The sequence below is a fragment of the Dysgonomonas sp. 521 genome (genome assembly GCF_010501055.1).
In the GTDB taxonomy this organism is placed as follows: Bacteria; Bacteroidota; Bacteroidia; order Bacteroidales; family Dysgonomonadaceae; genus Dysgonomonas.
In genome coordinates this window covers 44029-58263 of sequence record NZ_QVMO01000021.1, presented here as the reverse complement: position 1 = coordinate 58263, position 14235 = coordinate 44029, and the positions used below count along the sequence as shown (strand labels likewise).

Below are 14235 nucleotides of genomic sequence, written 5' to 3'. Positions count from 1 at the left end.
GAGCTGTAGGCTCTGCCCCTACATCAAATACCTAATTTCTACCTTCTCGCCCTTCTTTAATGTCATATATACTTTCCCGTTTTCTATCCGGTAATTATTCGTACCTGATATTTCAGGGCTTCCGGCAGGAAGTTTAATTATAAATTCATTATCAACATCAGCCTTTATACTTATATGCCGGATATTTCCATTTTGCCAGCTGAAAGAGACTTCTGCGCCTCCTCTTACTTTCATCCCTTTTACATTACCATTTTTCCAACCGTCGGGAATGGAAGGAAGCAGTTCGATATGTCCTTCGTGGCTCTGAAGAAGCATTTCGCCTATTCCGGCAGAGCCTCCGAAATTGCCGTCTATCTGCATCGGTGGATGTGCGCTGAACAGGTTCGGATAAGTACCCCAGTTGTTCTCGGCAGGTTTCAACAGGTCGCCAATCAGCTTGTAAGCCCTGTTTCCATCTTTCAGCCGGGCCCAGAAGTTGATTTTCCATGCCATAGACCAGCCTGTAGATTGGTCACCACGCCTGTTGAGGCTCACTTTGGCAGCTTCCATCAGTTTGGGCGTTTTCTCATATGTTATCTCATATCCGGGATGCAGGCCATATAGTTGCGACACATGGCGGTGATGGGGTTCGTTTTCTTCATAGTCTTCGAGCCATTCCATTACCTGCCCGTATTTACCGATTGTGGTAGGGGCAAGGCGTTGTTTTTTCTCTGAGAGGCTTTTTACCCACTCTGTATCTGTATCCAACAGATTTGCGGCCTGTTCTACATTCGAAAAAAGTTCCCTGATAATCTGGTTATCCATCGCCGAGCCTGCACAGATGCTTACCACATCGCCTGTAGGCGTAATATAAGCGTTCTCCGGAGAAGTAGTTGGCGCTGTTACCAGATAACCATTATTTGGGTCTTCTATCAGCATATCCTCGAAAAACTGGGCTGCACCCTTCATCGTAGGATATACGGATTTCAGGTATTCAATATCCTGCGTATAGACGTAATGCTCCCACAGGTGCTGGCACATCCATGCTCCTGCCGTATTGGTCGCACCCCATGACGGATGTTCACCCGGTGAGGTAAATCCCCACACATTGCCGAGGATATGTGTGACCCATCCACGGCTGTTGTAATATATCTTCGCTGTTTTACTACCCGGCTTTGCCAATGATTTTACATACTCAATAGTGGGTAGATGCAGTTCCGATAGATTAAACATCTCAGCACCCCACAGATTCATTTGCAGATTGATATTCATATGATAATCTCCGTTCCAAGGTGTATTTATCTGCGGAGCCCACAGTCCTTGCAGGTTAGGTGGTAGGTTTCCCTGACGGGTGGATGATATCAGCAGGTAACGCCCATATTGCATATACAGTGCAGCCAGGTCGTAATCGGTTTTGTCTGTTACAAAGGCCTCCAGTCGTTTGTCGATAGGTAAAGCGGAATTTTTGTTTTTGTCTAACGTGAGATCTGTGCGATTGAAAAGTTTTTGATATGATTCGATATGACTTTTCTTTAGTTTCTCATAATTATTACCGGCATTATTCATCAAATCGGATACCTGCCTTTCGTAATTTGCATTGTTGTAATCTGTAACCATAGAAACGAATAAAGTTACTTCATCGGCATTCTCTATATTTATTTCCTTATTTGCCGCAGATAGTTTGCCGCCTTTGTTGGCAACCTTTACCATTCCCATATATTTCATTCCGGCATGTCCTTCTCCGGCTTCCAGTTGTCCGAAAATATAGAGAACGTTTCCACTGGCATAAGTCTCAAAGTTTTCGTCACGTTGAAGCGAAACTTTAAGATTGAGGGCTTTTGATTTATTAGCCGTGTATCTGATTACTCCTATATCATCAGTAAAGGATGTAAAATATTCACGTTTATATTCAATATTATTTTTTATAAAAGAAACTCTGGATAAGGCATCGTTCATATCCAGTATCCTTTTATATTCTGTTGCTTCTGCTGTTTCTGGATAGATGAAGTCAATGTACAGGTTGGCAAAATTCTGGAATTTTCCGTAGTCTGCGCCTCCGCTTCCTTTTCCCTTGCAGGTAAAGGTTTTGTACATTAGTTCCTGTGCTTCTTTATTTCTTTTTTCAAACAGAAGTTTCCTTATTTCGCCTAAATGTTTGTATGCATCGGGATTGTCGGCGTCCTGCTTGTTTCCCGACCACATGGATATTTCATTCAGAACAATCCTTTCCCTTTCAACGCCGCCCCAGGGCATCATACCAATGCGTCCGTTTCCCAAAGGGACAGATTCTTCCCAAATGGTAGCAGGCTTATCGAAGTAGTATTGCCATTCGTTTTGTTTTTCCTGTGCAAAAAGATTTATTACTGAGAAAATAAATACAAAAGGAAAAAATTTGTTAAGCTTCATAATTTATTTGTTAATCTTATAGTTTACACCTTCAATTTGTCCTTTTTCTACCTGGTAATCATTTCCCGATTTGGTAAGAACAATATCCGTTAATTTGTTATCCGAAGGTAGACAAATTAATCCGGTTGTTTTTTCTTTGTTTCCGTAAACTTTCAACTCAATATCCGACCAATCGATCTTGTCTGTAGACTGTGCCAGTCCGGCATGTGGAATAACAGCGCCTTCGCGTACGAGTATGACGGCGGGTATTTCACCGGTTGCTATTGTATTCCATCCTTGTTGATATACTTTCCCGTTCTGGTAATCTACCCAGCTTCCTTTAGGAAGATACACACTGCGGCTGTTTCCGGTTTCCATCATAGGAGCCACTAAGATATCAGAACCAAAAAGGTATTGGTCTTCCACCAGCCATGCTCCCGGATCGTCAGGATATTCTACGAAAAGTGCGCGAACCATCGGTAAACCTTTCTCTGTGCATTGTTTTGCCTGAGCATATATATAAGGCATCAGTTTGTATTTCATTTCGGCAGAAAGGCGGAATGCTTTTACAAAGTCGTCATTGTATAGCCACGGTTCTTTCGGAGGGGCACCATGCGCGCGGCTGTGCGAAGTAAGGAATCCGAAAGGTAGCCAACGCCGGTATAAGTCTTCGGGAGCTGCTACTACGAAACCTCCTATATCGTGGCTCCAGAAAGAGAATCCGCTCAATCCGAACGAAAGCCCTCCACGTAATGTAGCATCCATGCCGATGTCTGTATTGGCTGCGTCTCCACCCCAGTGTAGCGGATAACGTTGGCTTCCCGCCCAGGCACTACGCGCCCAGATAATGTTCTCGTTGTTTACTTCCTTTGTAATGTCCGCAACGGCTTTATTGTAGCGTAGCGGGTAGAGGTTATGCTCATACCAGCCGCCACGACCAGATGCATAAAAGCCTTCCATTGGCGCAGCTTCGCCGAAATCGACTTTTATGGCACCTACGCCCATTTTCAGCAATCCTGCCAGTTTGTCCTGATACCATCTTACGGTTTCGGGATTGGAGAAGTCCAGCACTGCATCTTCGTAAGGCATTTCTCCTTTCGAATTCTTTACATGCAGGTTCTTTTCTATTATTTCATTGAAATATTTGTTTTTTGGAGTGAAATAGGTCAATTGCCACAATGAAATGTGGAATCCGTCTTTTTTCAGGTCGTCTATCATTTTCTGAGGATTGGAGAAGCGGGATGGAGCAAACTTATAATCGCATTGCCAGTCTGTTTCGAACCATCCTGTATCGAAGTGGATAACATCGGACGGAATCTTGTATGAACGTAGCTTTGAAGCCACATCATAGCCTTCGCTTTGCTCGAAATAGGTGATACGGCTCATCCATGTGCCAAACGACCATAACGGAGGCATGGAAGGTTTGCCTACAATTTCGGTATATTCATCCAGTATATCTTTCGGTTCACCTATAAACACAAACAAATCGAGGGCTTCATCCCCCATAAAAAGCTTATTAGCGCCTACATAGGTATTGCCAAAATCACAGGTAACCGGAGCCGATGTGTGCATAAACATACCATAGCCACGGTTGCTCATAAAGAACGGTACAGGCTTGTACATCTGGTCGCTTTCGGGGCCTTGAGGGTCGGTAACGAACAGGTTTACTTTTTGCCCCCGTTTATCGAGTTTACTCACAGACTCGCCACAGCCGAATATCTTTTCGCCCGGAGATAATGAAAATACCGGATTCACGGCACGGCTGTTATCCACTCCCCGTTTGATAAAGTTGAAAGGTATAACCTTTACCTGTGATGAGTCGTTGTCGCACCAGCGCCATGTATCGGTCAGTTGTTTTCCTTTTTCGTCCCGCAGGGTGATACGGAATGGGTTTTCTTCAATCTCTATGCTTCCGTAGTTACTTTTATAAACATGTGCATTACCCGATTTAGAGTACTTCCATGAGCTATCCTTTCCCGGCTCTTTTGCCAGCATTGGCGAATCGAACGATTTAGGCTGCACAGGTGTTGTCAGCATCCGTATCCTTAGTGTGCGCGGGGTGATGAAGTCTACTGAAAAATCCAGTTCGGGGTCTTGTACATAGGCTTCGCCCGGAAAATCGAGCATCTTTAAATCCTGCGGCAATATCGTAGTTACATTAAATGCCTGACGGGTATATAACGATGTGCGTTTCCATGCGATTTTACCTTTCCCATCTGCTGCATTAAACGATGCCAGCTTGTCGGCAAAAAAAAATGTATTGTGGAAATCTTTGAAATCGAGGCTCATATCTATGGGTTCGCCTAAGATACGTTTTTGTTGTGCTGCCAGTTGTATGCTGAGGCATAGAACAAGGCATAGGATAATCCGTGTTTTCATGAAGCTGAGATTTATTATTTTAGTTGTATTTCTTTTGTTTGCCTGATATCTTCCGAAGAAGCGCCTATCATGATATTCACTTCTCCCGGCTCTATCACATATGCGTCTTTATCGTTATCCCAATATGCAAGTTCGTCAGCGTTCAAAGTGAAGGAAACCATTTTAGTCTCACCTGTAGGTATCATAATGCGTTGGAATCCTTTCAGTTGCTTTATTGGTCTTACCTCTTTAGATTGTGGATGAGATACATATAGCTGCACTACTTCTTCCCCGTCTCTATCGCCTGTATTGCTGATATTTACAGATACCTTGATTTCCTTACCTTTTGACAGGGTAGAAGATGATACTGTTATATCCGAATATTTGAAGTTTGTATAGCTTAATCCATACCCGAACGGATAAAGTGGTTTTTCTTTTGCGTACATATAGGTTCTGCCGTTGCGGATGTCATAATCCATCATTGGCGGCAGGTCGGCAATCGATTTTACCCAGGTCTGGTTTGTCCTGCCCGCCGGGTTGAAGTCTCCGAAGATAACATCCGCAAGGCCATTCCCCAGTTCCTGACTATTGTTGGTAATATGTAATATTGCCGGAATATTTTCTTGCGACCAGTTTATAGCAAAAGGGAAACTGCTGACCAATACCATCACTGTATTCGGGTTGGCTTTGTGTACTATTTTTACCAAATCTTCCTGTTCGAGGGACAAGGCTTTGCGATCGACCGCCTCGCGCCCGTCGCTCGGAACAGGCGAATATTTCCATTTAGGGTCGGTGCCATATACATGGTTGCCGACGCAGACAATGGCGATATCTGCTTTTTGTGCAGCAAGATAGGCTTTATCTGTTTCATTTGAAGGTTCGTATATAACTTTAACGTTATTACCAACTGCATTCTTAATGCCTTGAAGTATGCTTACTGTATATGGCGGCGTTCCGCTATACCAGTCGAGTAATACTTCATCGGCTCGTGAGCCTATGACTGCTATAGATTTTACTTGGCTCTTATTTAGGGGCAGTAGTTTGTTCTCATTCTTTAGCAGGACGGCAGATTTAGCTGTTACCAGACGTACAAAATCCTGCACATCTTTGTTCCTCCATACCGAAACCGTGTCAGTAACCCCAATATGCGCATAGGGAAGTTTTGTTTGGTCGGCATCCAGCAATCCCAGTTTCAGTGCTATATAGAAATTGCCCCGGATGGCTTTGTCTATATCGGGTTCTGTGAGCATCCCTTTTTCTAAAGCGTCATAAATATAAGGTTTGTAATTGTCGAGGAACTGGCCTATACCTGCTTTTACTACTGCTGCGCTGCCTTCGGTATGGGTAGGGAATGCTTTGTGAGCCTTGATGAGCAGGTCTAAAGCCCCGCCATCGGTGCAGATGATGCCTCTCATGTTCCATTCTTTACGGATTCTTTCCAGAACCGGATGAATGGTCATAGCCGTACCGTTCCAGCTGTTGTATGCTGCCATAAAGGCTTGTGAACCTCCTTTTTCAACACCTTTGCGGAAAGGGTAGGAGTAATATTCGTGGAATAACCGGTTGTCAAAATTGGATGAAGTGGAGTCGCGTCCGTCTTCATTGCTGTTGGCCAGAAAGTGTTTCATCAGTGACGCCGATTTCCAGTACCGGGGATTATCTCCTTGCAGCCCTTTTATAAAGGCCGCCGTCATCTCCGATACCAGAAACGGGTCTTCCCCGAAGCTCTCCTCTGTGCGTCCCCATCGCGGGTCGCGTGCCAGGTCGGCATTCGGGGCTCTCATAACCAAACCTCCTTTTGCGTATTTACCGTTTTGTGTATAGAATCTGATTTCGGTAGCTTCTATATCTGCTACCTTGTGTATTAATGCGGTGTCCCATGTCTCTCCCAGCCCGTATGCCTGAGGGAAGGTCGTTGTGGGATACGTGTCGGGTACGCGCTGATAGTTTACCATCTTGAAGCCTCCCCAGTTGCCGGGGCCTCCCAGTGCCATGCCGTGCAGCCCTTCGGAATGTCCTGTATTGCGAATGCCTAAGCGGGGCACACCCAGATTTGTAGACAAGGCGTTTATTTTTTCATCAATTGTCATCAGTGACAAAAGATTGTCGAGCCGTTTGTCGTCGCTCAATGCCGTGTTCTGAAACGGATAAGTATGCTGGGCTTTCAGGCCTGTATTTAAGCATAGAACACAAAAGAAAACAGATAACAGTTTTTTCATGGAATAGATTTTTTACCAGTAATGCAAAAATATTACATCTTGGGCATTTAATCTGTTACTGATGTTTCCTAATGGGGGCTAAAATGTTTACCGCATCATTTTGATACATTCTTTTTATATTCATTCGGTGTTACTCCGAATTCTTCTTTAAAGTATTTGCGGAAATATTTAGGGTCGTTAAATCCAACCTGAAATGCGATTTCGTTAACAAACATCTGGCTTTTTTCCAAAAGGTCGGCGGCTCGTTTCAGGCGGATGAACCGGATAAACTCGGAAGGGGTTTTGTCTGTGAGCGCGAGCACCTTTTTGTAGAAATAGACACGGCTCATACCCATTTCCTTACAGAGGTCTTCGACCAGAAAATCAGGATTCCCGATATTCTCTTCTACGATGGATACTGCTTTTTGCACAAACTTTTCATCCATAGATGTTATTTCAATCTCGCTGGGAGAAATGTCTATTTTCTTCTTGAAGTTGCTTTGAAGCATCTTTTGCTTTTCGATAATCTTGGCAATTTTCAGCTTGAGCATATCTATGTTGAAGGGCTTAGGTATGTAGTCATCCGCACCGGCCTCAATCCCCGAATACTTGTTTTCTTCCGACGATTTGGCGGTAAGCAGGATAATAGGAATATGTGATGTGCGAATATCGCCTTTTACCTGGCGGCAGAACTCATATCCATCCATTTTAGGCATCATTACGTCACATAATATAATGTCCGGCAACTGGTCGAGTACAATCGTGTATCCTTCTTCTCCGTCGTTGGCTGTTACTACACGATAGTCTTCTATAAACAGGCTGGTAATGAATTCACAGAAATCCTCGTTGTCATCAACTATCAGCAGCAGAGGCAGGTTTGCCCGCTGGGCGGATTTTATATCCGGTTTTGCAACTTCATTTGCCGATGAATCGCCCGAATGGATAATATCCTGGCTGCTTAGTTCTTTATATGTTGAATTCAGTATTGGTAAGAGTACCGTAAAAGTAGAACCTTTACCAACAGTGCTGTCAACCAGAATCTCGCCTCCGTGCAATTTGATATACTCGCTGGCCAGATGCAGTCCTACACCTGTTCCCGACTGTGTGTTTTTCTCCGTTTTCTCTATCCGGAAGAAGCGTTCGAAGATTTTTTCCAGATATTCTTTTTCTATGCCGATGCCCGTATCCGATACCTTAAGGCATAGTTGTCTGGCAGGACTATCCCCTTGTAATAATTCGGTAATGGCAATGCTTACATCTATTTGCCCGTCTTCCGTATATTTGAATGCGTTGGAAATCAGATTAGAGATGACTTTGTTCATCTTTTCCCGGTCAAACTCCATTTGCAACTCCTGCAAGTAGGTCGTAAACGTCAGTTTAATAGATTTCTCGGCGGCCAGGGACGAGAACGACTGGCAGATATCTTTTGCGAATTCGATAATATTTCCCCTTGAAATATTGAGTGCCATCTTATTCAGGTCGAATTTGCGGAAATCGAGTATTTCATTCACCATATTCAACAGGTTCATCGCATTCTTGTGCATGATATTCATTGTTGATTTCTGCTCTTCGGATGCAGGTGCCTTCATGAGTTTTTCCAGTGGAGTAAGTATCAGTGTCAGTGGAGTTTTGAACTCGTGGCTTATGTTGGTGAAAAACTTGAATTTAAGTTCGTCTACTTCGTGCACTTTCTGTGCTTCCATTATCTTTTGCGCTTGCTCGTATTCTTCTTTCTGCTTGTTCAGTTTATATTTGATGAATAGTCTTATTAAAGCAGCAAAAGTGATTATATAAATGATGTATGCCCACCATGATAACCAGAACGGTGGTTGCACTATTATTTTTAGAGTGATTGGCTCACTGGTCCATACATTGTCGTCATTGCTTGCATAAACGATTAGTTTATATGTGCCTGCATTCAGGTTGGAATAAGAAGCGGCGCCTATTCCATTGTTGGTTTCTGTCCATTTATTATCCAGTCCTTCCAGCATATATCTGTACTTGCTTTTCTCCGGATGGATAAAATTAAGTGCAGAGAATTGTACTGTAAAGTTCGTTTCCCCGTGGTGCAGGACTATTTCGTCAAGGTCAGATATCGACCTCTCTATTATAACCCTTCCATTGTATTCTGCATTTGGTTCTATCACCTGATTTGTTATTAATAAATCGGTGAACCGTGGTTTTGGTGGATTTTGATTAAATACAATTTCCTTCGGGTCGAATGCTACATATCCACCGATGCCACCTATGTATATTATACCTTCCTTGTCTTTATAGATTGCATTTTGGTTAAATACCGAGCTTGGCAGGCCATCGTTGACATCAAAAACAGAGATGGTATATTCCAAATCATTATTGGCATAGTTGCAATGGATAAATGCCAACCCATTGCGTGTCCCGGCCCAGATATTCCTGTCGTTATCTTCTATCAGGGAAACAACTTCGTCGCTCGGCAGGCCATTGGCTGTGGTGACATATGTGAACTTGTTTGTAGAAGGATTGTAAACATTGATTCCCTTTTCGGTTGCTACCCAAAGAAGCCCTCTAGAGTCTGTCATCAGGTAATTGACCGATTCTGTAGTCAGCGAATCCGATAAGAGTTGTTCGGTGAAGTAAGGTGTAATTTCTTTATTATTATTCAGGTGGTATATGCCTATATCAGTCCCGAAATAGATGTTTTTCAGGGAGTCGGCAAAGGTTGATACAACATAATTTGTCCTCAGTTTACTGTTGTTCGCGTTGTGGTGTGTAAATGTATTTCTTTCGGGGTTCAACCGGTCGATTCCTCCTCCCAGAGTTGCTATCCATAAGTTGTTGTCCTTATCTTCCGCAAGCCCGTATACGCTTTTACTGGAAAGCGAATTGGGGTTGTTTTCATCTATCTGGTATCTTTTGAAACTTCTTCCGTCGTATGAATTTAGCCCTCCGAAAAATGTTCCTATCCACAATGTTTGCTTACTGTCTTCCTCGATGGCTGTTATTATATCGGCTGATATACTGGCTGGGTCTTTTGGGTTGTTAAAGAACCGTTGTATATTATTTGTCTCTGCATTATATTTTATCAGGCCTTGTCCGTTTGTTCCTATCCACAGATTATTTTTGCTGTCTTTGTACAGCCTGTTGCAATCGAAAATTTCTGCATTCCGCTGGAAAATATGAAACAGCGGGGATTTCTTGAATTTAAACAAATTGGGGTGATAGTAAGACACACCATTTTTGTATGTTCCCACCCAGATGGTTCCGTCATCTTCGCAGTAGATACTGATTGCCGAGTTTTGCGCAAGGGAGGCATTGTTGTATATATCGTTTTTGAGGATGGTGATATTTTTATTCTTTTTATTAAAAATATTAATCCCTCCGTGGTCTGTCCCTATCCATATAAGCCCGGTATTGTCCTGCCCTACACATCTTATAAAACTACTGGATAAGGTCATCTCCTTATCGGAATCGAACAACGTCCATTGTCCTTTCTGGCTGTTGAAGTAAGCCGTACCCCTGTCTGCTATGCCGGGATAGAGCCATACATCGTTATCCGAATCTATAAACAGCGACTTTACGATTGTCGCATTCAGGTTGTTTTCTTTAAAAAAAGTATTGTGTATGTCTATCTTTCCACTTTGTGTGTTTAACCGTTCCAAGACGCCATCTTTGTGAAGAATCCACACATAGCCATCTTTTACCTTAATGTCGGATATCTCTGAAGAATGCAGGTGGTTGGTGTCATCAGAATGCTTGTATAATGTGCTTTTATGGGAAGCTGTTTCATATTTATATATTCCTATCCCTGAATAGGTGATGTAGAGATTCTTATTTTTGTCTATCTCTATTATGTCCGGAGTAGGAGGTAGCCCTATCTTGTTCAGGACGGAATCTATATTGTTAATAAAAGTTTCGGATTTCCAGTCGTAAATTATATAGGCGCTTGAACGTAGCCACAGATTCCCGTTGATATCTTCCTGTATTTTCGTGAATTTGTCGAAGGAAGGGCTTTTGCCGTCTTTTTTTAGATGTTTGTATGTTTTGAAGTTGATGCCATCATACCTGTTCAGCCCCATATTAGTGCCAAACCATAGAAATCCCCGGCTGTCCTTGAATATGCATTCCACCTGATTGTTCGATAGCCCGTTGGAATTGTCCAGATGAGAAAACTCGAATTGTTGAGCATGGATAAATAATATGAATAATGAGAGCAAAAATAAGAGAGATAACTTTTTCATTGGAATGATTCAGGTTTGTTCAATACAAAATTACCTAAATAAAAGGGATTGACCGTGTGCTGTTAGCATTTTAATCCCTGAATGGAAACATTTAACCCCCTGTTTAAAATCTTTAACACTCGTATTAAAAACATTCAAGAAAGCTCTTCTGGCTGCTCCTGGATAATTTTGTATCAATGAAATTAAAACCATAATTATAATTACCATGAGAAAACAACAACTGCTTTGGGTTGGCTTACTATCAATGTCTCTATTCATTGGTTGCAAAAGCGGGCCTTATCAGAAAACAAGCGATGGGGTAATAGTGACATTGAAGTCAGATAGCGCTCACACTACTAAAAATGTCAGGCTACAGGTTATCAATGATGATATTATCCGAGTATCGGCAACCCCTGACGGAAAATTCTCAGATAAGAAAAGCCTTGTCACCGTATTCGACAAAGGACAAACCACAGGCTGGGATGCAATAGAAGAAAATGGAAACATCGTACTGAAAACGGCAACAACTATCGCCTCCGTTTCCCTTACCACCGGAGAAGTTACTTTCTCAGATACAGAAGGCAATGTTCTTCTGGCAGAAAACAAAGGCGGCGGCAAACACTTTTCCGATATAGAGGTAGAAGGCAAGAAAGCCTATACTTTGCAGCAGGTGTTCGAATCTCCGGCTGACGAAGCCTTTTACGGACTGGGCCAGCATCAGGCTGACGAATTTAATTATAAAGGAAAGAACGAAGTGCTTTTCCAGTATAATACAAAGGTGTCCGTTCCATTTGTGCTTTCTAATAAAAACTATGGAATACTTTGGGACAACTACTCCCTGACCAAATTCGGAGATTCCCGCGATTACCTCGACCTCGACCAGTTCAAGCTATATGATAAAACAGGCAAAGAAGGCGGATTGACTGCTACCTATATGGTCAATGCCGACCCCAATAATGTATTCGTAGAAAGAACAGAAAAACAAATTGACTACGAAAATCTGGAAACCGTAAAAAAATTCCCACAGGATTTCCCGTTCTACAATTCCCGCATTACCTGGGACGGGGAAATAGAAGCAAATGAAACAGGCAAATATCATTTTATCCTCTACTACGCAGGTTACACCACTATATATATGGACGGACAGGTAATCGTGCCCGAAAGATGGCGTACCGCCTGGAATCCTAACAGCTACAAATTCACTGTGGATATGAAAGCCGGCGAAAAACGCAAAATCAAGCTGGACTGGAAACCAGACGGTGGTATCTCTTATATAGGCTTGAAAGCGTTAAGCCCAAGACCGGCTGAAGAGCAAAACAAACTATCCCTGTGGTCAGAAATGGGTGATGAGATTGATTATTACTTCATCCGTGGAAACAATGCCGATGAAGTCATCAAAGGCTACCGTACCGTTACAGGAAAATCCCAGATTATGCCAAAATGGGCGATGGGCTTCTGGCAGAGCCGCGAGCGTTATAAGACATCCGATGAACTACTCGGCGCATTGAAAGAGTATCGCGACAGAAAAATCCCTATTGATAATATCGTACTGGACTGGTCGTACTGGCCACAGGATGCCTGGGGCAGCCATGACTTCGATGCGGCACGTTTCCCAGACCCTAAAGCAATGATTGATAGCGTACACGCTATGGATACACGTATTATGATATCGGTATGGCCTAAGTTCTATTATACGACAGACAACTACAAAGCATTTGATGAAAAAGGCTGGATGTTTAACCGTGCAGTTAAAGACAGTATCCGCGACTGGATTGGTACGGGTTATATAGCAGGCTTCTATGACGCATACAGCGAGGGTGCTCGTAAGATGTTCTGGAACCAGATGAATGATAAACTATACTCTAAAGGTATAGATGCTTGGTGGATGGACGCCTCCGAACCGGATATCTTGTCCAATGCAAGCATACAGTACCGCAAAGACCTGATGACCCCTACAGCCTTAGGCCCTTCAACAGAATACTTCAATGCCTATGCCTTGGTGAATGCCGAAGCTATCTATGACGGACAACGCTCCGTTAATCCGAACGATCGCGTATTCCTGCTTACCCGTTCAGGCTTTGCCGGACTTCAACGCTATTCCACAGCTACATGGAGCGGCGATATAGGTACACGCTGGGAAGATATGAAAGCACAGATTTCAGCCGGACTGAACTTTGCGATGTCGGGTATCCCGTACTGGACAATGGATATCGGCGGTTTCTGTGTAGAGAAGCGTTACGAACAGGCTAAGGAGGGTTCCGAAGACCTGAAAGAATGGCGGGAGCTGAACGCCCGTTGGTTCCAGTTCGGCGCATTCTGCCCTCTGTTCCGCAGCCACGGACAATACCCTTACCGTGAGATATATAATATAGCACCGGAAGGACACCCTGCATACAACAGCATGGTTTACTATACCAAGCTTCGTTACCGGATGATGCCATATATCTACTCACTGGCAGGTATGACATGGTTCAACGACTATACCATTATGCGCGCTATGGTAATGGACTTCGGCGGCGATGCTATTACTCACAATATCAGCGACCAGTATATGTTTGGCCCGAGCCTGATGGTATGTCCGGTATATACATATAAATCCACTTCACGTGATGTTTATTTCCCAGCCAATACCAACTGGTATAACTACGAGACAGGAGAATATATCACAGGCGGTAAAACAATGAAAGTATCAGCCCCTTACGAACGCATACCATTGTTTGTAAAAGAAGGCGCCATATTACCGATGGGTACAGACATCCAGTCAACCAAAGAAGTCCAGGCTGACCTTACAGTGAAAGTATACACAGGTAAGGACGGAGAATTTACATTGTACGAAGACGAAGGAGTCAACTATAACTATGAAAAAGATGCATATTCCACTATAAAATTCTCTTACGATGAAGCATCGAAAGTACTAACAATAGACGATATAAAAGGAGAATACAACGGAATGCCGAAAGACAGGACATTCAATATAGAATGGATTGTAAAAGGAAAGAAAAACACTGCTTCGGAAGTGAAGTACAATGGAAAGAAAGTTACTGTAAAGATATCTGAATAAATAAAATTCGAAGGTTTAAGGGTTTGATGGTGTAAAAAATAATCTTAAATCCTTAAAC

The 14235-nt window shown here is 43.0% G+C and carries 5 protein-coding genes; 1 reads left to right on the top strand and 4 read right to left on the bottom strand.

The window, feature by feature from the left end; translation table 11 throughout:
* Positions 1-18 precede the first annotated feature (18 nt).
* The 4 genes from D0T84_RS08250 to D0T84_RS08235 all read right to left on the bottom strand — a co-directional run bounded on the left by D0T84_RS08250 (position 19) and on the right by D0T84_RS08235 (position 11137).
* On the bottom strand, positions 19-2385 hold the full coding sequence (locus tag D0T84_RS08250) for a glycoside hydrolase N-terminal domain-containing protein (RefSeq protein WP_163307407.1): 2367 nt from the start codon (positions 2383-2385) through the stop codon (positions 19-21).
* A 3-nt stretch (positions 2386-2388) separates the two neighbouring features.
* Positions 2389-4743, bottom strand: coding sequence for a TIM-barrel domain-containing protein (locus D0T84_RS08245; protein ID WP_163307406.1), 2355 nt, complete (start codon positions 4741-4743; stop codon positions 2389-2391).
* Between the two features lie 14 nt (positions 4744-4757).
* Entirely contained in the window at positions 4758-6941 is a 2184-nt protein-coding gene (locus D0T84_RS08240) for a glycoside hydrolase family 3 C-terminal domain-containing protein (protein ID WP_163307405.1), read from the bottom strand.
* Between the two features lie 95 nt (positions 6942-7036).
* Positions 7037-11137 (bottom strand): hybrid sensor histidine kinase/response regulator transcription factor, encoded by a 4101-nt coding sequence (locus tag D0T84_RS08235; RefSeq protein WP_163307404.1) that lies wholly within the window; start codon positions 11135-11137, stop codon positions 7037-7039.
* 205 nt (positions 11138-11342) lie between these two features.
* On the opposite strand from D0T84_RS08235, the gene D0T84_RS08230 reads away from it, so the two are divergent.
* Positions 11343-14177 (top strand): TIM-barrel domain-containing protein, encoded by a 2835-nt coding sequence (locus D0T84_RS08230; protein WP_163307403.1) that lies wholly within the window; start codon positions 11343-11345, stop codon positions 14175-14177.
* Positions 14178-14235: the final 58 nt, after the last annotated feature.